A 20,328-nucleotide genomic window follows, 5' to 3' on the forward strand; every position below is an offset into this window, starting at 1 on the left:
TCGAACGTCGCCGCCGGGAGCCGGGAGCCGGGAGCCCGGACAGGCAGGATGCTCTCAGGCAACGGTCGGCGCGCGCACCGCCGACCGTTTTCGTTTTTGAGGCACCGGAAGCTCGGACTGCCTCGCCTCCAGATCGCAAGCGCACCAGGAACCAAACAGCCCGCGGTGCCTCATAGCAGATTCAACGATCGATATGAGGACAACACACACATGAATCGAAACGTCCCCCACGCTTCATCGCGCGCAGCCGCTGCACTGCTGATCGCTGCGGCCATTAGCCTTGTTCCGTCACTGGTCCGCGCGCAAACAGCCGCACCGGCCGCACCAGCCACAGCAGCAACTACCGGCAACGAACAGGAACAGGCCGCCCCCCCCGTCGATCCCAGCTTCTCCGCGTGGTCGCTCGCGCAGCAGTGCCGCAACAAGGACAACAATGCCCATGCCCAATGCATTGGCGCGGTCCGCGGCGTTATTCACGGTTATCAATACGGTGTGCTGTTCCTCGGCGAGCGCGCGTCGCTGCCGGCCAACGAAACGCAACGCGTGTCGCTGTGCCTGCGTGGTGTGCCGGTGTCGTCGATCGTCGATGAATTCGTCACCGATGCGGCCCAGGTCAGCGACGATTCGCTGAAACGCACGCCCGCCGAGGTCGCCGTGCTCGGCTCGGTCCATCTGCACCACGCCTGCAACTGATGCAGCGGGCCGCACGCGCTCACAGCATTTCGAGCGGCCGTTTGCTGCGCGGTGGTCTGAAGTGCGCATCGATTTGCGCGCATTCGCTTTCGGTCAGGCGTAGATCGAGCGCGCGGCGATTATCGCGCACGTGCTCGACTCTTCCCGACTTCGGAATTGCAAAGACACCGGGCTGTCGCAACGTCCACGCGAGCGCCACCTGAAACACCGACACGCCGCGCGCTTCGGCAATATCGTCGAGCGGCGAGCGTTTCGGCAGGCGGGCGTGATCGATCGGGCTGTAGGCCATCGCTGGCATGCTCCGGCCCGCGAGCCACGGCAGCAGATCGAACTCCGGTCCGCGGCGCGCGACGTTATAGAGAATCTGGTTCGTCGCGCAGTGCTCGCCGCCCGCTATGCCAACCAGTTCTTCCATATCGTCGGTATCGAAGTTGCTCACACCCCAGTGACGAATCTTGCCCGCCCGGCGCAGCGCTTCGAATCCGGCAACGGTCTCCTCGAGCGGCACCGAGCCGCGCCAGTGCAACAGATACAGATCGAGCCGGTCGGTACGCAAGCGTTTCAGGCTCTGCTCGCACGCGGCCTGCACACCGCGACGGCTGCCGTTGTGCGGATAGACCTTGCTGACGAGAAACACGTCATCGCGCAAACCGGCAAGCGCCTCGCCGAGCAGCGATTCGGTTGCGCCGTCGCCGTACATTTCGGCGGTATCGATCAGCGTCATACCAAGTTCGATGCCGGTACGCAGCGCAGCGATGTCGGCCGCGCGCTGCGTCTGCCGCTCGCCCATCTCCCACGTACCCTGCCCGAGCTTCGGGATACGTTCGCCGTCGGGCAACGCAACGCTGGGGAAATCGGTCGTCATGAAGTCTCCGGTGAAATGCGCGCGGCCCTTGCTACGACAGGCCGCCGCCGATGCGTACCGGCTCAGTGTAGCCGCTCGTCGCAGGCGCGGGCGTCGGCCAGACAAAAGGCCGCTATAACGCGACGCGCCGATGTCATAGAATTGTCGCTTGCCCTTCTTGCGTCCGTCCCATGACCTCAGCCTCGGAAGACCGCTGGCGCGACCTGCGCCCGGACCCGGAAAACGACACACCGCTTTACCTGCAGCTCGCCCGCAAGCTCGGCAACGCAATTCACGAAAACCGCTGGAATGCCGGCGAGGCGCTGCCGTCGGAGCGTGTGCTCTCCGATGCGCTCGGCGTATCGCGCATTACGTCCCGCAAGGCGATCGCGCTGCTCGTCGAGCAAGGTTTGATCCGCCGCACCCAGGGCGCGGGCAGTTTCATCACGCCGCGCTACGAAGACCCGCTGTCGCGTCTGTCGAGCTTTAGCGAAATGCTGCGTCGACGCGGTTTCACGCCGAGTTCGCAATGGCTGTCGCGCGACATCGTGCCGGCCAATCGCGATGAAGTGATCCAGCTGGGCCTGTCGCCGGCGGCGGCGGTGACGCGGTTGCGCCGTCTGCGGCTCGCGGACGGCATCGTGATGGCGGTCGAGAACTCGACCTTCCCTGCCTCGGTGATTCCCGATCCGCAGGCAATCGGCGACTCGCTGTATAGCTACCTCGAACATCGTGGGCTGTCGATCGTGCGTGCGTTGCAGCACTTTCGCGCGGTCAACGCGAGCGAAGAGATTGCGCGGCAAATGAGCATCGCCACGAACGAGGCGCTGCTGCTGATCACCCGTGTCGGTTATACGGCCGATCAACGGGCGATCGAATTGACCGATACGTATTGCCGCAACGACTACTACGACTTTGTCGCGGAGTTGCGTAAGTAGGCGTTACACGCCTACGTCAGCGCGTCGCCACGTTGTTGCACAACGTACTGCGCTCGCTCACGTATCGTGGCCGATTGGCTCCGGCGTTTGCGCAAAGCGCAGTCGTCCCGTCGTTGCAAAACACAAACGCACCGCGTCCGCTCAGTCTTCCCAGCACGCGGCGTCGTGACCGATCGGCACGGGCGGTCGCGCAAAAAACGGTGGTGTCTCCGACAGGTGTTCTGCGGGCAACGTACCGCGTACGCGGCCGAACGGTGAATCGACGGTCTCCAGACAATCGGCGACATCTTCCAGCGTGACATCGGGCGTGCGCCAGCCATCTTCGATCTGCCCCAGCGACTGCAACCAGCGGCCGGTCTGCGCCAGCGACACCCGTACATGCCAGCTACCGCCCTCGGTCGCGCGTCGCGCAAGCGCCGTCATCGCGCCGAACGCAGCCAGATAGCCGGTTGCATGATCGAGCGCCTGACACGGCAGATGCTTCGGCACTTCGCTCTGCGCAGCGCGACTCTCCGTCCACGCGATACCGCTCGCGGACTGCACGAGACTGTCGAAACCGCGACGTGTCGCCCACGGCCCCGCATGGCTATATGCGGACACCGAGACGTACACGATGCCCGGCCGCATCTGCGCCAGCGCATCGTGGCCGAAGCCGCGCGCCGCCAGCGCACCAGGACGATAGGCCTGCAGGAACACGTCGGCGCCAGTTGCCAGCTCGCGTAACTGGGCACGTGCCGCGTCATCGCGCAGATCGAGCGCAGCAGAGCGTTTGCCACGCCCCGTATCGATCACGAGCGGCGCGATGTTCGGTAGATGCGGACCATTGATCAACAACACCTGCGCGCCATGCTGCGCGAGCGCGCGACCCGCCGTCGGCCCCGCGATGATGCGCGACAGATCGAGCACCCGCACGCCAGCGAGCGGCCGGTCGAAGCCACCCCGGCCAGGCGGTTCGGGCGGCGCTTCGCCGATCCGCTCGATCTCGAAGAGCGGTAGATCGGCAATCGCCTTCGCCTGTTCGAGCGTGGCCCATTCGCGTGGCGAACGGATCAGCGCCGCGCACAGGCCCGCATTGGCCAGCGTCTGATCAAGCGCCGCGCCGTCCCAGCCGCGGATTGCCTCGGCCACCGCCGCAGGCTCATTCGCGCAACCGAGCACGTCCAGCACGCCGCGCAGATGATGCGGAAAATTCGTATGCAGTTGCACCCAGCGACCGTCGCGCGTCGCATAGAAGCCCATGATGGGATCGCGCAGCGCAGGCGGCGGTCCGTCGTTCAGGCGGAGATAGCGCTCGCTGCGAAAAGCGGCCAGCGCACGACGCACATCGACATCGACGCGCTGCCGACAACCGGTGCGCAAACGAAAACATTCGGCGGCAGCGAGCCCGGTTGCGGCAATCGTCGATGCCGCCAGCGTGCCGACGCGATAGACAGACGGCAACCCGGGATCGGTGCCTGTGAGGGAAACGGCATCGAGCGCAGCCGGATCGCAGCCGGCCAAGCTCCAGAGATGATCGAGCGCAAGAGAAGGAGTCATGTTGATCGGCATCGCCTGACAGGAAGAATGGCTTCGAGTCTAGAATTGCCTCTTATCGCAATCAATCTTGATTAATATAATCAACATAGATCGATTTCTATGGTTTTCCGCCGCTCTTATACGCATACCCGCCCATGCCCGATCAACTGACCGCCACCGAAGCCGCCGAGACCCTCGGCATCAGCGTCGCCACGCTCTATGCCTACGTGAGCCGCGGCATGTTGCGCTCGACGCCCGATGTCGAGGGACAGCGCCATCTGTACGACGCAGCCGACGTGCGTCGTCTTGCGCGTCGCAAGGCGGATGGCAAACGGGCAGGCAAGGTTGCGCAGAAGGTGCTGGACTGGGGCGTACCGGTGCTGGAATCGTCGATCACGCTGATTGCAGACGGCCAGCTTTTCTATCGCGGCCGCGATGCCATCGATCTCGCGCGCAAGGCGAGCCTTGAAGAAGTTGCCGCGCTGCTGTGGGAATGCACGCCGCGACGCATTGCCGATACGCCACCGACGCAGCCGGGACCGCCCTCCCCCGCGCAATGGGCCGCGTGGCTAAAGCTATGGAGCGACAGCGCACCGCTCGATCGCGCGCTGGTGCTTCTACCCGCGGCCGCCGCCCAGATGCCGCGCGTCTGGGCGCTCGGCCGCGATGCACAACTCGATGCTGCGTGTTCACTGGTGCGGCTACTCGCTGCCGCGATGATCTCAAGCGCGCCGTCTAGCAATCCGCTGCATCGACAACTCGCCGCTACATGGGGCGTGCGCAACCGGCAACAGGCCGACCTGCTGCGCATGGCGCTGGTGCTATGTGCGGATCATGAGTTGAACGCGTCGACGTTTACCGTGCGCTGCATTACGTCGACCGGCACCCATCTGTTCGGTGCGGTGGCGGGCGGTCTCGCCGCGCTGGCCGGGCCGCGCCATGGCGGCGAAACCACGCGCGTCGCCGCGCTGTTCGATGAAGCTGAGCGTGCCGGCGATCTCGACCGCTTCCTCGCCACCCGCATCGCGCACAACGAACACGACGGTGCGCCTGGTGCGGTGCTGTCGGGCTTCGGTCATCCGCTGTACCCGCAAGGTGATCCGCGCGCGGCGCTGCTACTGGACGCGCTGACGCAATGCGCGCCGGCGCGCTCGCCGCTGCCGGCGATCCTCGCGCTCGCGCAGACCGTGCGCGAAACCACAGGTGCCGAACCGACAGTCGACTTCGCTCTCGCCGCCCTCGAGCGCGTGCTCGATCTACCGAAGGAAGCGGCGTTCACGCTGTTCGCCGTCGGGCGGACGGTCGGCTGGATCGCCCACGCGATGGAACAGGCCGCGGACGGAAGACTGATCCGGCCGCGCGCCCGTTACATCGGCGAACACTACGAAGACTGACGCCGGGTTTGCTGCATCACCCGGTTACGCCAGCCAATTACCTCGCTCGCTTACGCCACCCGATTACGCCACCCGACCGCTCTGCCCGATCACGCCGCAAGCAACCACCGCGGCAACCAGCTACGTACCGGTGCACGCAGCCCAGCAGCAGCCGGCCGCGGCGTGCCGACACGCCCTTCCTCGACCGCCAGCGCGACGCGCGCACCCGTGCGTCCGGCACTGATCCACGCCTGCGCACCGCGCGGCAATTCGAAGGACTCGCCAGAGGCAAGCCAGTGATCGGTCAGGTCGCCGCTGACGGTCAACCAGACCTCGCCCGCCATCACTTTGAGTACGAGCGGCTGCGCGACACGCCAGGCGGCCGCGGGCTCGCCGTGTTCGAGTTCGAAAGTACGGATTTCGCGCATTGCTGTTCTCCTTGCAGGGCACTCTGGATGAAACATTATTGCTGTGCGATGATCAGAAACCCATGAACACTTCCGAACAGTTTTAACAGAACTGTTCAGTCGAAAAACCGGACAGTTACCGGACAACTGCGCAAACAACCGCGCGAACCGGCGCCTCGACAGCCAGACCAGGAGGACGCACATGAAACTCGATATCGAACTCGATCGCGACAACGGCGTACCGCTCATCGAGCAGATCGTGCACGGCGTGCAGACGTGGATCCGGTCGCGCGCGGCGCGCCCCGGTGCGAAGCTGCCGTCGATCCGTCAGTTCGCCGCCGACTACGCAATCAGCCGCTTTCCGGTGATCGAAGCGTATGACCGGCTCGTCTCGCTTGGTTACGTCGACTCGCGTCACGGCTCCGGTTTTTATGTGGCCGAACGGCTGCGCACCGGCATGTCCGGTCGCGGCACCTCGGACCCACGCCGTGCCGAAGAGGAATCCGTTCACCTCCTGCAGGAATTCAACCACCCGGGCGGCACACTGAAGCTCGGCAGCGGCTTCACCCCGGAAGCGTGGCGCGACATGGATAGCCTCGTGCATGCCATCCGTCACGTATCGCGCGTCGACACCGAAAGCCTGATCGACTACTCGACACCGCTCGGCAATGCGACGCTGCGCGAACATCTGCAGGCACGCATCGCACAGCTCGGCATCGTCGTGGATGCATCGCAGATCCTCATCACGAACGGCGCAAGCCACGCGCTCGACCTGCTGATGCGTTACCGGCTCAAGCCCGGCGACACCGTGTTTGTCGAAGACCCCGGCTACTTCAACCTGAACGGCCTGCTGAAGCTGCACGGCGTCAAGCTGATCGGCATTCCGCGCAATCACGGCGGCCCGGATCTCGATGTGCTGCAGGCACAGTTGCAGCAGCATCGGCCGAAGCTGTTCTTCATCAACACCGTGTTTCACAATCCCACCGGCACGTCGGTGTCGCCACCGGTTGCGTTCCGGTTGCTGCAGTTCGCCCGCGAGCACGATTTCACGTTCGTCGAAGACGACATCTTCGCGGACTTCCAGAGCGAACCGACGGCGCGACTCGCGACGCTCGATCAGCTCGAACATGTGGTCTATATCGGTGGGCTGTCGAAGACGCTGTCGTCGTCGCTGCGCATCGGCTACCTCGTGGCGAGCCATGCGATCGTCAAGGATCTGATCGACATCAAGATGCTGACGAGCATCGGCGGGTCGCGTTTTGTCGAAGCGGTCGCGGTTGCGCTGCTCGAGCGCGGCATGTACCGGAAGTATCTCGAGCGGCTGCGGCGCCGGATGAGCGATGCGATGGGCCTCACCGTGCAGACGCTCGAAGACCACGGCTGGGAAGTGTTCGAAAAGCCGCTCGGCGGTCAGTTCGTGTGGGCGCGTGTGCCCGGTATCGACGACGCGGCGCGGCTCGTCGAATGCGGCGAGCCGCTTGGCGTGACGGTCCCGCCGGGCAGCTACTTCCGGCCCAACGCGGAGACGAGCCCGTGGATTCGTATCAATGCGGCGTTCGGCAACGATCCGCGTGCGCATGCGTTCTTTGCGGCGGCGGCGCAACTCCCACGCTGACCAGCGTGGGGGCGTCCCGACTCAGCCTTCGAGCGGCCGCTTCGCCGTTTCACGCGCGGCCAGCAACGCGACGGCCGTGACGACGAGCGCCCCGCTCACGTATATCGACACCGCGGTCGTGCCATGCCAGTGGCGATACAACGCAACGATGATGAGCGGCGCAAAGCCACCACCGACGATACCCGCCAGCGTATAGGCCAGCGACGAACCGGCATAACGCACGCGCGTCGGAAACTGCTCGGTGACGAACGCCGCCTGCGGACCGTACATCATCGCGTGGATGACGAGACCCACGACAACCGCAAGCACGATGGTGAGCGGCCGCGCGCTATCCATCAGCACGAAAAACACGAACGCCCACACGATCGCCGCCACGACGCCAGCCAGATACACCGGCCGCCGGCCGAAGCGATCGGACAACGCTCCGAAGAGCGGCACGCTCAACGCATTGAACGCGGTGCCGGCCAGCACGGCACCAAGCGCCAGCGATCTCGGCAGGTTGAGCACGGTGGTCACATAGGTCAGCGTGAACACGACGAGCAGCGCATACAGCACATCCGAGCCGATCCGCGAGCCACCTGCGATGAGAAGCCGCCGCCAATGCTGCGCGAACACCTCGGCGACCGGTACTTTCGCGGTGGCATGTGCGTCGCTCAGTTGCTGGAATTGCGGGGTTTCCTCGACGCCGTTGCGCACCCAGATGCCGAACGCGACCAGCAGCAGGCTCGCGAGAAACGGCACGCGCCAACCCCACGACAGAAAATCGCCGGAGGAAATCGTCATCGTGATGGCCGCGATAAAGCCGGTCCCGAGCAACGTTCCGAATGACGGCCCGACCTGCGTCCACGACGCATTGAGCCCGCGCTTCTTCTGGTCGCCATGCTCGACCGATAACAGCACCGCACCGGCCCATTCGCCACCGAGCGCCACGCCTTGCACGAAGCGCAGCGCAATCAGCAGGATCGGGCTCAGGATGCCGGCGGTCTCGTAGGTGGGCAGCACGCCCATCAACGCGGTGGTAATGCCCATCAGCACGAGCGTGATCATCAGCACCGCACGGCGCCCCACGCGATCGCCGAGATTGCCGAACACCAGACCGCCGAGCGGCCGCGACACATAGCCGACCGCATAGGTGGAAAACGCGAGCAGCGTACCGGCGAGCGGATCGACGGACGGAAAGAACAGGTGATTGAAGACGAGCGCGGCAAGCGTGTTGTAGACCGTGAAGTCATACCATTCGAGCGACGTGCCAACCATGCTGGCAGTCGCGAGCCGCCCCCGGCCCGCACGCGGACGGCCGAGCACCGCGGGTTGTGCAACGGTGTTCATCAGATTCTCCAGGTTGGGATGGATGCCGGTCGTCGGGCGTTGAATGGCAGTTCGCTACGCGCCAAGGCGCCACAGGAGGCTGAAGGTACGCACGTCGTCCGGCGATGCACCGGCCTCGCGTGCCAGCGTTTCGGCCACCGCGCGAGTCGCCGCGGCATCGCTGCCTTCGACGAACACGATCGCATCGGCCGCTGCAAGCTGCGGTGTGCCGCCGGACGTCGCGAGCGGAGTGGAGAGTCGCGCATCGGTGCAGAACATCCGGATCGCGTGAATACTGGCTTGCTGCGCGCCGGCTTCGGCGTGCGCATGCCAGCGCGTTGAATCGGCGGCTTGCGGCGGCAGCACGAACAAGGCGAGCTGGCCGCCCTCGCCCGCGCCGGCTTCGAGCACCAGCTCGCCGACGCGCCGTTGCGTATTCGTCATGCGCGCAAAGTTGCGCAGCGACCAGTCCGTCTGCACGGTAAAAGCCTGCTTGTACGACGCGCTATCGAACACACCGAGCGAGTCGGTCACATACAGCGCGAGATAGCGGCGCGCCTGACCGTCGTTGGCCAGAAAACGGCGTGCATGCCGAAAGCCCGGCAACCCAACGCGCTCCTGCATGTGTTCGCGGTCGTACCAGGCGTTGAAGTCGGCGTCCACCAGCGGATCCGCTTCGGTATCGGTCCAGATGCAGAGCTGGCCGAACGGAGAGGACGGTTTGAGATTCATGGGCAACGCTCCTGCGCACTGAAAGAAATCGGTCAGTGCACAGTGTCGCCAGTACGCGCCACTTCAATCCAACAAGAAAAAAAATCCGCAGCGAACAGGTTTTCTTATGGCTTACGTTTGCGCGGCGCGGTCGCCGCCGGCGCCTTGGCGTTAGCCTTTCCTTGACGCGGTTTTGCTGCTGCGGCGCGTTTGCTTGCAGCACGCGGCGGGCGTGCCGCGGTCGCGGTGCCTACGAGCGCGGGCCCAAGCGCGTGTACGAACACCCTCGCCTGCTCGGCGGCCAGCTCGACGATACGGGCCGACAGCTCGCCGCCCTGCGCGCGATGCGTTGCGATAAGCGGCAGCGGCGCGAAGCCGCCGTCTACATCCAGCAGCTCCAGCACGCCTTCCGTCAGTTCGCGCTGGATGATCGCGGGCGGCAGCACGGCCACGCCGAAGCCGTCCGCGACGAGCCGGATCATCGCGGCCACCGAGCTGATGCAGTTGATCCGCGCGGGCCGCTCGACATCCGCGAACACACGCTCCAGCGCGGCATGCGGCCCGGAATGGCGCGAAAAGCTGAGCACCGGAAACTCGGCCACGCGATCGAGATTGATCGTGTTGCCGGACAGCCCAAGCGTCGGACTCGCCACCCAGCGCAGCGGAAATTCGCACAGCGGATGATTGACGAACTCCGGCCCGGACAGCAGATCGGTCTGCAGGATCAGATCGACGGAATCGGTGCGCAGCAGTTGCTCGAGATGGATCGTCGTATCGCTCGTCACCTCGATCTCGAGACGCGGATAGCGATCGCGGACCACCCTCATCAGCGCGGGAAACCAGCTATGCACGATCGATTCGATCACGCCGATGCGGATCAACCCGGCATCGCCGCTCGCATCGTCGACTTCGCGGCGCATCTCGTCGCCGAGTCGCACGATGCGCTCAGCGTAAGCGAGCAGCTTGCGGCCAGCGGGCGTGAGCGTCGCCGAGCGCGAGTTGCGGTCGAACAGACGCACATCGAAGCTGTCTTCAAGCGACGCAATGCGGCTCGATACGGCCGCCTGGGTCGTATGCAGTTTCTCCGCGGTGAGGCGGAAGTTTCGCAGTCGCGCCAGCCAGATGAAGGTCTCGAGGAAACGGATATTCATGGTGTGGGCCAACGGACAGAGGCAGGAAAGCTTGCATGGTAGCGCGCCGCATTGAACCGTAACGAAGCAGGACTTGGGCTATCCCACCCTTTTCCCTAGAATGTGGCCTACCCGGTCCACCAGGTTCAACCGCAGCGCTGTGTCGCAGCCGCGCGTCCCACACGCTCCCAGGCCCTCATGTCCACGCCATCGACCGCCGCCTCGCCGTCCCCTCGCATGCTCACCGTGATGCTGTGGCTCGTCGCCACCGGCTTCTTCATGCAGACGCTCGACTCGACGATCGTCAACACCGCGCTGCCCGCGATGGCGACGAGTCTCGGCGAGCTGCCGCTGCGGATGCAATCGGTGGTGATCGCGTATTCGCTGACGATGGCGGTGATGATCCCGGTATCGGGCTGGCTCGCGGACCGCTTCGGCACGCGGCGCGTGTTCTTCAGCGCGATCCTCGTGTTCACGATCGGCTCGCTGCTGTGCGCGAACGCGCATACGCTGACACAGCTGGTGCTCTGGCGCATCGTGCAAGGCGTGGGTGGCGCGATGCTGCTGCCGGTCGGCCGGCTCGCGGTGCTGCGCACCTTTCCCGCCGAGCGCTATCTGCCCGCGCTGTCGTTCGTCGCGATTCCGGGCCTGGTCGGGCCGCTGATCGGACCGACGCTCGGCGGCTGGCTCGTCAAGATCGCGTCGTGGCACTGGATCTTCCTGATCAACGTGCCGGTCGGGCTGATCGGTTGCATCGCGACGTTCATCTTCATGCCGGACAGCCGCAATCCGGATACCGCACCCTTCGACATGAAGGGCTATCTGCTGCTGGTCATCGGCATGGTGGCGATTTCGTTTGCGCTCGACGGGCGCACCGAACTCGGCATTCAACACGCCGCCGTACTGGTGCTGCTGATTCTCAGCCTCGCGGCCTTCGTCGCCTACGGGCTGCATGCGGTGCGCGCACCGCAGCCGATTTTCTCACTCGATCTGTTCAGGATTCACACGTTCAGCGTCGGCCTGCTCGGCAACCTGTTTGCGCGGATCGGCAGTGGCGCGATGCCGTATCTGATCCCGCTGCTGCTGCAGGTGAGCCTCGGCTACTCGGCATTCGAAGCCGGCCTGATGATGCTGCCAGTCGCCGCCGCGGGCATGACGTCGAAGCGCATCGTCACGCAACTGATCACGAAGTACGGCTATCGGCACATCCTCGTCATCAACACGGTGCTGGTCGGGCTCGCCATGGCGAGCTTCTCGCTGACGAGCGCGGACCAACCGTTATGGTTACGGCTCGTGCAGCTTGCGTTCTTCGGCGGCGTCAACTCGATCCAGTTCACCGCGATGAACACGCTCACGCTGAAGGATCTCGGCACCGGCGGCGCCAGCAGCGGCAACAGCCTGTTTTCGCTGGTACAGATGCTTTCGATGAGCCTCGGCGTCACGGTGGCGGGCGCCCTGCTCGCTACCTTCACCGGCCTGATCCCGCGCGCGACCGCGGTCAACACACTGCCTGCGTTCCACGCGACGTTCCTGTGCGTCGGCATCATCACGGCCGGCACGTCGTGGATCTTCGCGCAGCTCGCGCCGGACATCCGCCGCGCGGCGAAGAAAACCGATCCGTCCGAGCGGACCTGACGCGGCGCTCGCACCGGCTCGATCAGCGGTACGGGTGAGACACGCTGGTTTACCCGCAACCGGTCCTCGTACGCAGTCCGCCAACCGAACACTTCGGGGCACGTCGCGCACCAGCGCTGTGCGGCACGACGCACAAGGCGCGGCAAAAAACTCACGAACGTGAGCCGGATCTGCGCAGAAACCACTTTCTCCATGCGCATGTTTCTTGCTCGCCTATCCTGTAAACTTGCGGACAGCCCCAGCGAATCCAGCGAGCTTGCGCACGGCCCGCCCTTCACAAGACCGACATGATGAGCATCATCGACCTCGATCCTCCCGGTTTCCAGCCTCCGCGCCCCATGGCCGGCGACGAAGGCTCCCGGCGCACCGTCCTGTATGGTGGCTACACCGTCTTCAGCGTGTTCCAGCCGGTGTTCTCGGTGTCGCACCGGCGCGCCATCGGCTACCACGCATCGCTGCGCGCGCACGACGAGCAGGCGCTCCAGGTGCCGTCGCACGAAGTGTTCACGCAGGCGGCGCGGCGCGGCGATCTGCTGGAACTCGGACGACTCGCCGAATCGCTGCATCTCGGCAACTTCAATGCATTTGACAGCCACGACGAATGGCTCTTCCTGAACCTCCATCCGGCCGCGCTGATGGACACGAGTTACGGCGATGCGCTGCTCGCGAGCCTGAAGGCGCTCGGTCTGCCGCCGCAACGTGTCGTGCTCGAAGTCTCGGAACAGGCGGGCGGCGAAACGACGCGCTTCGCCGAAATCGTCGATGCGTTGCGTAAATCCGGCTTTCTGATCGCGCTCGATGGCTTTGGCGCGAAGCATTCGAACATCGACCGTGTGTGGCAATTGCGTCCCGACATCGTCACGCTTGATCGCTGCATCCTCGCGCAAGCCAGCGAGCATTCGCATATCGAGCGCGTGCTGCCGGGTCTCGTGTCGCTGCTGCACGAATCGGGGCAGCTCGTGCTGATGGGTGGACTGTCGAGCGAACGCGATGCGCTGATCGCGCTCGAGTGCAATGTGGATTTCGTGCAGGGGACGTACTTTGCGGGCCCGAGCGTCGACCCGGTGAAACCGCAGACGGCCGCGGGCCTGATGGATGCGCTCTCGGCGGCGCTGCGTGAACGGGTCACCGCACGCGAGCGTGCCCAGGCGAAGCGCCTCGCCCCTTACGTCATCGCGCTGAAACAGGCGAGCACGCAACTGATCGCGGGCGAAACCGTGGCGAACGCGACTGCCGCGCTGCTTGCGCTCGACGAAACTGCGCGCTGCTTCCTGCTCGATGCGTCGGGTCGGCAGATTGGCGACAACGTGCTGCCGCCCGGCCGCGCGTCGCAACGGGCCAAGCGGTTTCGTCCGTTGCTGCATTCGGAAGGCGCGAGCTGGGAACGTCGGCCGTATTTCATCGAAGCCGTGCGCACGCCCGGTCTCGTGCATGTGACGCCGCCGTATCTGTCGATCAACGAGGCACACCTGTGCGTCACCGCATCGATCGCCGCGCAGACCGCGCATGGCGTTCAGGTGCTATGCGTCGATATCAACTGGGAAGTCGCCGCACACCGTAACTGACACGGATGGGCGCACCCGCGCGTGCGAGTGCGAGTGCGCGCGAATCCGTTTGAGCAGACGTTGCACGGCGAGCAGACCGAATTGCTGGTTGGCGGCCTGCAAGCTCATCGCATCCGTGACCATACGCAGCGCGGCGATGGTGCCGGTGCGAGTGCCGCTGTCGTCCGCTGCGACATCCAGCCATGCCACGATCTCGCCGTCGCGCAGCAGCGCGAGCCCTGGCGTGTTGTCCATCGACAGAGCTTCGGCCGCGCAGCCCTTCACGCTCGCCACGAACGTCGTCGTGGCCACCACGTCGAGCGTCTCGTCGACCACCACTTCCGGCAGCGTACCGAACAGCCGCAGCAGGCCCGCGCTGTCCTGTTCATTGATCGCTATCCGCAATTGTTCGACCAGCCGCCTATGCGCGGCGGGATCGGCCGCCGGCAACGGCGCACCCGCGCGCTGCAGACGACTCTTCGCGCGATGCACGATCTGCCGGCAAGTCGATGGCGGCCGGTCGAGAATCTTCGCGATATCCGCGTATTCGCAATCGAACGCTTCGTGCAGCACGAACGCCGCGCGCTCTTCGGGTTTGAGCCGCTCGAGCAGCAGCAATACGCCGCCGGACAATTCCGCTGCGTGCAACGCAAGTTCTTCCGCCGACGGCGCAAACTCGTCGAGCCATGGTTGCGGCGTCACGCCACCGTTCTGCAGCGCGCGCTCGTACTGCAGATGCCGCAACCGGTCGATCGCGAGACGCGTGGTGATGGTGGTGAGCCACGCAGCGGGCGTGCGCACTTCGTCGGCACTGGCGGACTGCCACTTCAGCCACGCGTCCTGCACGATGTCCTCGGCTTCCGCACGACTGCCGAGCATCCGGTACGCAAGCGCGAGCAGGCGCGAGCGCACGGCATCGAAAGCCGCTGCGGGATTGTTTGTCTGTTCCGTCATATGTAACATTCGCAACGCTCCAAAAACGAACGTGAAAACAGCGCACGCTTGCGCGCTTTTCCGGTTGACGTTTGAACTGCAGTCGGCGTGACACTCCAGCGAAAAAATTTATCTGTCACGCCATGTCTCGCCCTTGCGTCATGTGATTAGAACCCCACGCCTGCTTACTTTCTGGCATGGGGCCACTCTTTCACTGCGAGGAACGCATGCCCTTCCATCCCCCGCCCCCCGGTTTCTCGGGGCTCGGCCTTGTGCCGACCGTCATCGAACAATCCGGCCGCGGCGAGCGCGCCTATGACATCTATTCGCGCCTGCTACGTGAACGCATCGTGTTTCTGGTCGGCCCGGTGAACGATCAATCGGCGAGCCTGATCGTTGCGCAGTTGCTGTTCCTCGAATCCGAAAACCCGGACAAGGACATTTCTTTCTACATCAACTCGCCTGGCGGCTCAGTCTACGACGGTATGGCCATCTACGACACGATGCAGTTTATCAAGCCGGAGGTGGCGACGCTGTGCACCGGCTTCGCCGCGAGCATGGGCTCATTTCTCCTCGCCGCCGGCCAGCGCGGCAAGCGCTACGCGCTGCCGAACGCGCGGATCCTGATCCATCAGCCGTCGGGCGGTAGCCAGGGAACGGCCGCCGATATCGACATCCAGGCGCGCGAGGTGCTCTACCAGCGCCAACGGTTGAATTCCATACTCGCCGAACGCACCGGGCAAAACATCGAGACGATCGCGAAAGACACGGATCGGGACAACTTCATGTCGGCGGCGGCGGCGAAGGAATATGGGCTGATCGACGATGTGTTGAGTTCGCGGCATGCGTTACCGGATGCGGCGGCTACGGCAATGTTGACGGGTCCGGCCACTTAAGGCGCGAAATGCACATGCAGGCCGCTCTTGCAGATTCTTCGGGCGGCCTGCTTGTGAACCGGCTTCGAGCCTGCGCTCAAACCAGCCGCGTTACGAGGTAGGCGCAAACCGCGGCCTTGTATTCGTCGACGAGCCGCTTGCGCTCTTTCGGTTTCGCCGCAGCGTAGAGCGGATTCAGACTCTTCACGATCTGCAGGGTTACCTCGGCGATCCGGTACGCATCTTCAGCAGATAACGCGGGGCTGTAGTGCTGGAAAAGCTCCGCGAAGCGCACGCGCAACCGGTTACGTGCGGCCGCATCGCGCCTGAAATTGAGCGGCACCGACAGCAACGGGATATACGCCGGATGCGTCGCCATGAATTCGACCATCAAGTCGAACAAACCGTCGACCAGCTCCGGCACCGTGCGCTCCTGCGCCGACGTGCTGAGCTCGGTCCAGCTCTCGTCCATCTCCTCGCCATAACGCGCACGCAGCGCAAAGACGAGCGCGTCCTTGTTCGGAAAATACTGATACACCGCGCCGATCGATGCACCGGCCCGCTCGGCGATGCGGGTCATCGTCGCGGCGTCGAAGCCACGCTCGGCAATCACTTCGCCGGCGGCCTCGAGCAATTCGTCGACGCGCCGCTCGGCGCGCTCCTGCTGCGGAACGCGCCGGGCCGGTCGGGACCCACCTGGTTTATCTGAGGACATGCTCATATTGATCGCGTATGATTATCTGAGGATATCCTCACATATAGGCGACATATGACGCAAGCACTTTCTCTCGATCCGAAAACCACTGCACTCGTGCAGATCGATCTTCAGCACAGCAATGTCGCGAGGCAACTCGCGCCGCATCCGGCCGCACAGGTCGTGCAGCACTCCGTACAGGCAGCTAACGCGCTGCGCGCGGCCGGCGGCACGATCGTGTTCGTACGCGTGGACGTCGCGCAATTGCTGACGCTTCCTGCCGATAAGCCACTGCGCACGCCGGGCTCGCCGCCACCGCCCGCCGCTGCGTCGGAACTCGTCGCCGAGGCGGGTGTGCAACCGGGCGACCTGGTCATCACCAAACATCAATGGGGCGCGTTCTACGGGACCGCACTCGATCAGCAGTTGCGCCGGTGCGGCACCCGCACGATCGCACTGACCGGTATCGCAACAAACTTTGGAGTCGAATCGACGGCACGGGCTGCATTCGACCGAGGCTACGAAGTCGTGTTCGTCGAAGATGCGATGAGCAGCATTTCCGCAGACGCGCATCGCTTTTCGGTCGAGCAGATCTTTCCGTATGTCGGCCGGGTGCGTTCCACGGCGGAATTCGTCGGTGCTGTCAGTGCGAGCGCCACGCGGTAATCCGCAGACACCCCTCGAAGACCCGTGGCTCCACGTATATTCTCAATACGCATCAATTAATTCAAATAAACAATTTGAATCATGTTGCGCTGCGGAATAGTATTCAGGGCAAAGAATCCGGCCAGATGGGAGTTACGATTCCGTCAGCCGCGACTCAATGTCCACCTACACCGGGAGTCACAACATGTCAGCCGAGATCGATCGTCGCACGGGACCCGCGGAGGCACCTCGTTCGCTCGTGAGGTTTGCCGTGGTCACCGTTCTGACGGGCGTGGGCGCTGGCATCGGCGGCATGGCGCTCGCGCTGCTGCTGCATGCAATCCAGCACGTCGCCTACGGCTACAGCGTGGCACACGTGATCAGCACCGAAAGCTTCCTCGAAGGCGTGACCGACACGCTCCCGCTGCGACGTCTGCTCGTGCTGACGGTCTGCGGTCTGATTGCGGGCTTCGGCTGGTGGGCGCTGTACCGGTTCGGCCGGCCGCTCGTCAGTATCCGCCAGGCCGTGAAAAGCGATAACCCGCGCATGCCGGGTGTCAGCACGACTATCCACGCGCTGCTGCAGATCATCACCGTGGCAATGGGGTCGCCGCTCGGCCGCGAAGTTGCGCCGCGCGAAATCGGCTCGGTGTGGGCCGGCTGGGTGGCGCAACGCGCCGGGCTCTCGGTGCGAGACCGGCAGATCATGGTGGCCTGCGGCGCCGGAGCCGGTCTCGCGGCGGTCTATAACGTGCCGCTCGGCGGCGCGGTATTCGTGCTCGAAGTTCTGCTCTGCACGTTCGACTGGGCCGTCGTCGTGCCCGCTCTCGCGACCTCCGCGATTGCAGCTGTCGTCGCGTGGATCGGTCTCGGCAACGAGCATCAGTACCAGGTGCCGCAATTCACGCTAACCGCGCAACTGATGGTGTGGTCAGTGGTATGCGGGCCGCTGTTCGGACTCGCCGCGTATGGCTTTACACGTCTGACGAGCCGGGCACGCGCCCTCGCACCGAAGGACTGGCGGCTACCGCTTCTGACGATACTCAACTTCATCGTGATCGGTGTACTCGCGATGTCGTGGCCGCAACTGCTCGGTAACGGCAAAGGACCAGCCGGTCTCAGCTTCGACAGCCACCTGACGGTCGGGCTAGCGGCGATACTGCTCGTGCTGAAGGTCGTCATCACCAGCAGCAGCCTGCGTAGCGGCGCCGAAGGTGGCCTGCTTACGCCTGGAATTGCCATCGGCGCACTGCTTGCGTTGGTGATTGCCGGTTTGCTGAGCCAGATCTGGCCTGGCATGCAACCGGGCGCGTTCGCTATCGTTGGCGCGGCAGCGTTCCTCGCCGCATCGATGCAGATGCCGATCACCGCGGTCGTGCTGATTCTCGAGTTCACGCGCGTCAACCACGATCTGCTGATTCCGATCCTGCTTGCAGTGGGTGGATCGGTGAGCACGCTCAAGCTGGCGGCACGCTGGTTTCCGTTGCCGTTCGTCCCGGCGAGAAGGCCGGTTGGAGCGGTCAGCATCGAGCGCACGGCGTGACGACTGGCTTCTTCTTTCCATACGGCGGTCCTGGGGATTCATCGCGTTGATTGCGATGTAACACCTGAAGCGTCCGTTTATTCCCTGTTGTCGTCGATCTTTTTTATGTAGTCGTGCAGCCGCGCGATGCATGCGCCATGAGCGCACGGCATCGCTAAAGTTTTTTCAGATCACGGGAATATCGGCGTGAGTGATGAGGTTTACGGCTATGAACACAGCAGTCGTCCCTCACCACTCAGGAGTTCCAAATGAACAAGCTCTCTCTTATCGCCGTGTCCTTCGTCGCCATCGCTTCAAGCGGCGTCTTCACGAACGCTTTCGCACAGGAAAAAACCCGCGCCGAAGTTCGGCAGGAATTGATTCAGGCCGAAAACAACGGGCTGCGCTTCGTCACCGATGCGTCGTATCCCGACGTGAGTCCGATCTACGCGCAACAGGTCGCGCAGATGAAAGCGCAGGACACGAGCGGTGCCGGCACAGCGATGTCAGGTGCCAGCAGTAGCGGTACGCGTGCTCCGATGAGCGGCGCGAATCACAGCGAATCGTGTGTTGGACCGGTGAGCTTCTGCTCGCTGTATTTCGGCAGCTGATGTGCCTTTCAAGCACTCACCATGTTCAACAAAAAACGAAAGCTCCCACCTCGGGGAGCTTTCGCTGTCGCCACCTCATAGACTCATTGAGCGGTGATCTGCGCTCAGTTCGGTAGCCGTCGCGGAAGCGATGCAATGCGCGGTCCGCAGGATCGGGTGTTGCCAAGACATGCCGCGATCGCCTGTTCGCCGAACCATTTCTGCGTGTCGAGGTTGTAGTGCACGCTGCCATCCCCACCGCCGAGCGAGCCACCCTGGAAAATCCCGAAACCCGGCCCCTGGCCGTTCCAGTCCGGCGACTTCGACGCATCGACGAAACTGAAGAGACGGGCATCCGCATCGACAAAACCGCCGAACACGTTTTGCATCGACGCAAGCGCCGCCGGGTTATATGGAGCGACCCCGCTGCTGACGTTGTCATAGGCGGTCGATAGCGGCTTCACGATCATCACCGGAAACGCCGACCCTACCGATGCAAAAAAGCTGCTGAACAGATGCGCGTAGTTTTGCGGCGCGCGACCGATCGTCGTCGCATTCCCCGCGGAATTCAGCGGTGCAGCTTCCGCTTCCCACTGGTTCCACTCGAGACCGAGTACACGCGGCTTCTTGCCGGTTGCGAGAATCTGCTTTAGCCCGAGGTACATCATGCGACGCGCAAACGGAGCAAGCGCATAAGTCGGCGTTTTGGTCGCATCGAGCATCGGTTGCCAGAGATTGACACCATGCACGGTCCAGTCGCAGCAGCCGCTGAATGCATCGTCTGCGACGTCCACACCCTGGCTGCCCCAGCCGATATGAATGATGTACAGATCGGGCAGCGGCTCACCCGCGTTGATCGCCGACTGCCACGCATAGGCCGCGAAATTCGCGGCGTTTCCGCTGCCGCCGTAGTACCCGAGGTTCATATCGGACGACGTGCTGTCCGTCCAGTTCACCCAGGACACGTGATCGATGGAGGAGATCGGTTGCGTGAACGCGGGTCCCGACCCGTCGGCGTTGCCGGTGATATTCCCCCAGCCGTCATTGCGAATACCCCAGACGTTGGGCGCCGACATTGCACCGCTGCCTGCGCCCGGAGCCGACGCACCGGTCAACACGAAACTCGCGGGCAGACCGTTCAGACCCGCGCTATTGCTCTGCCCCATCACGAACAGCACCGCGACTTCGTCGTGCCGGAAACGCGCGCCCTTCTGCCACGCTGTCGTCGCGGCAGTATCGGACTGGGCGATGGTGTCGGCGGCGACGGATACCTGTATCGAAGTCGCAGCCAGTACCAGCGGCAGTGCAATCCGCATCAAGAGATTCTTCATGCCTGTCTCCATGGATCGTTATAGA

19 protein-coding genes are annotated in these 20,328 nt (G+C 64.0%); 10 read left to right on the top strand and 9 right to left on the bottom strand.

Going from position 1 to position 20,328, the window contains the following annotated elements; translation table 11 throughout:
• The first annotated feature begins 210 nt into the window (after nt 1-210).
• Nucleotides 211-693: a hypothetical protein gene (locus tag BWP39_RS06185; protein ID WP_096717830.1), complete on the top strand. Its 483-nt coding sequence runs from the start codon at nt 211-213 to the stop codon at nt 691-693.
• Nucleotides 694-712: 19 nt separating this feature from the next.
• Here the strand turns inward: BWP39_RS06185 and BWP39_RS06190 are convergent, their stop codons facing one another.
• On the bottom strand, nt 713-1,558 hold the full coding sequence (locus tag BWP39_RS06190) for an aldo/keto reductase (RefSeq protein WP_096717832.1): 846 nt from the start codon (nt 1,556-1,558) through the stop codon (nt 713-715).
• A 170-nt stretch (nt 1,559-1,728) separates the two neighbouring features.
• Between BWP39_RS06190 and BWP39_RS06195 the strand changes: the two genes are divergently transcribed.
• Complete coding sequence (locus tag BWP39_RS06195) at nt 1,729-2,475, top strand: GntR family transcriptional regulator (protein ID WP_096717834.1); 747 nt, start codon at nt 1,729-1,731, stop codon at nt 2,473-2,475.
• Between the two features lie 141 nt (nt 2,476-2,616).
• Here the strand turns inward: BWP39_RS06195 and BWP39_RS06200 are convergent, their stop codons facing one another.
• Entirely contained in the window at nt 2,617-4,011 is a 1,395-nt protein-coding gene (locus BWP39_RS06200) for a CoA transferase (RefSeq protein WP_096718595.1), read from the bottom strand.
• Nucleotides 4,012-4,145: 134 nt separating this feature from the next.
• Between BWP39_RS06200 and BWP39_RS06205 the strand changes: the two genes are divergently transcribed.
• A complete protein-coding gene (locus tag BWP39_RS06205; protein ID WP_096717836.1) occupies nt 4,146-5,384 on the top strand; it encodes a citrate/2-methylcitrate synthase in 1,239 nt (412 codons plus the stop codon).
• An 89-nt stretch (nt 5,385-5,473) separates the two neighbouring features.
• Here the strand turns inward: BWP39_RS06205 and BWP39_RS06210 are convergent, their stop codons facing one another.
• Nucleotides 5,474-5,791, bottom strand: coding sequence for a DUF2917 domain-containing protein (locus BWP39_RS06210; RefSeq protein ID WP_096717838.1), 318 nt, complete (start codon nt 5,789-5,791; stop codon nt 5,474-5,476).
• Nucleotides 5,792-5,972: 181 nt separating this feature from the next.
• On the opposite strand from BWP39_RS06210, the gene BWP39_RS06215 reads away from it, so the two are divergent.
• Nucleotides 5,973-7,385, top strand: coding sequence for an aminotransferase-like domain-containing protein (locus BWP39_RS06215; protein ID WP_096717840.1), 1,413 nt, complete (start codon nt 5,973-5,975; stop codon nt 7,383-7,385).
• Nucleotides 7,386-7,406: 21 nt separating this feature from the next.
• Here BWP39_RS06215 and BWP39_RS06220 read toward each other — a convergent pair whose 3' ends face one another.
• From BWP39_RS06220 to BWP39_RS06230, 3 genes are all read right to left on the bottom strand, one after another.
• The gene (locus BWP39_RS06220) at nt 7,407-8,714 is read right to left on the bottom strand and encodes an MFS transporter (RefSeq protein WP_096717842.1); all 1,308 of its coding nucleotides are present in this window, start codon (nt 8,712-8,714) and stop codon (nt 7,407-7,409) included.
• Between the two features lie 54 nt (nt 8,715-8,768).
• Nucleotides 8,769-9,425, bottom strand: coding sequence for a DUF4286 family protein (locus BWP39_RS06225; RefSeq protein WP_096717844.1), 657 nt, complete (start codon nt 9,423-9,425; stop codon nt 8,769-8,771).
• 104 nt (nt 9,426-9,529) lie between these two features.
• Nucleotides 9,530-10,555, bottom strand: coding sequence for a LysR family transcriptional regulator (locus BWP39_RS06230; protein WP_096717846.1), 1,026 nt, complete (start codon nt 10,553-10,555; stop codon nt 9,530-9,532).
• A gap of 177 nt (nt 10,556-10,732) precedes the next feature.
• On the opposite strand from BWP39_RS06230, the gene mdtD reads away from it, so the two are divergent.
• Together mdtD and BWP39_RS06240 are read left to right on the top strand one after the other, a co-directional pair.
• Entirely contained in the window at nt 10,733-12,169 is a 1,437-nt protein-coding gene (mdtD, locus tag BWP39_RS06235; RefSeq protein ID WP_207556610.1) for a multidrug transporter subunit MdtD, read from the top strand.
• Nucleotides 12,170-12,459: 290 nt separating this feature from the next.
• The gene (locus BWP39_RS06240; protein ID WP_096718599.1) at nt 12,460-13,734 is read left to right on the top strand and encodes an EAL domain-containing protein; all 1,275 of its coding nucleotides are present in this window, start codon (nt 12,460-12,462) and stop codon (nt 13,732-13,734) included.
• Here the strand turns inward: BWP39_RS06240 and BWP39_RS06245 are convergent.
• The gene (locus BWP39_RS06245) at nt 13,690-14,667 is read right to left on the bottom strand and encodes a sigma-70 family RNA polymerase sigma factor (RefSeq protein WP_096717848.1); all 978 of its coding nucleotides are present in this window, start codon (nt 14,665-14,667) and stop codon (nt 13,690-13,692) included. The genes BWP39_RS06240 and BWP39_RS06245 overlap by 45 nt on opposite strands.
• 206 nt (nt 14,668-14,873) lie before the next feature.
• Between BWP39_RS06245 and clpP the strand changes: the two genes are divergently transcribed.
• Nucleotides 14,874-15,542 carry an ATP-dependent Clp endopeptidase proteolytic subunit ClpP gene (clpP, locus tag BWP39_RS06250; RefSeq protein WP_096717850.1) on the top strand — a complete coding sequence of 223 codons (669 nt, stop codon included), beginning with the start codon at nt 14,874-14,876 and terminating at the stop codon, nt 15,540-15,542.
• A 76-nt stretch (nt 15,543-15,618) separates the two neighbouring features.
• On the opposite strand, the gene BWP39_RS06255 is transcribed toward clpP, so the two are convergent.
• Nucleotides 15,619-16,236 carry a TetR/AcrR family transcriptional regulator gene (locus BWP39_RS06255; protein ID WP_207556612.1) on the bottom strand — a complete coding sequence of 206 codons (618 nt, stop codon included), beginning with the start codon at nt 16,234-16,236 and terminating at the stop codon, nt 15,619-15,621.
• 54 nt (nt 16,237-16,290) lie between these two features.
• Here BWP39_RS06255 and BWP39_RS06260 point away from each other — a divergent pair, with 54 nt between their 5' ends.
• The 3 genes from BWP39_RS06260 (at nt 16,291) to BWP39_RS06270 (ending at nt 18,993) form a co-directional block, all read left to right on the top strand.
• The gene (locus BWP39_RS06260) at nt 16,291-16,881 is read left to right on the top strand and encodes an isochorismatase family protein (protein WP_096717854.1); all 591 of its coding nucleotides are present in this window, start codon (nt 16,291-16,293) and stop codon (nt 16,879-16,881) included.
• Between the two features lie 184 nt (nt 16,882-17,065).
• On the top strand, nt 17,066-18,403 hold the full coding sequence (locus tag BWP39_RS06265) for a chloride channel protein (protein ID WP_096717856.1): 1,338 nt from the start codon (nt 17,066-17,068) through the stop codon (nt 18,401-18,403).
• 248 nt (nt 18,404-18,651) lie between these two features.
• Complete coding sequence (locus tag BWP39_RS06270; RefSeq protein ID WP_096717858.1) at nt 18,652-18,993, top strand: DUF4148 domain-containing protein; 342 nt, start codon at nt 18,652-18,654, stop codon at nt 18,991-18,993.
• 104 nt (nt 18,994-19,097) lie between these two features.
• On the opposite strand, the gene BWP39_RS06275 is transcribed toward BWP39_RS06270, so the two are convergent.
• Nucleotides 19,098-20,303 (bottom strand): hypothetical protein, encoded by a 1,206-nt coding sequence (locus tag BWP39_RS06275; RefSeq protein ID WP_133116834.1) that lies wholly within the window; start codon nt 20,301-20,303, stop codon nt 19,098-19,100.
• Between the last annotated feature and the right edge of the window lie 25 nt (nt 20,304-20,328).

Origin of the sequence: Paraburkholderia acidicola, from assembly GCF_002362315.1 — a bacterium.
Taxonomy (GTDB): domain Bacteria; phylum Pseudomonadota; class Gammaproteobacteria; order Burkholderiales; family Burkholderiaceae; genus Paraburkholderia; species Paraburkholderia acidicola.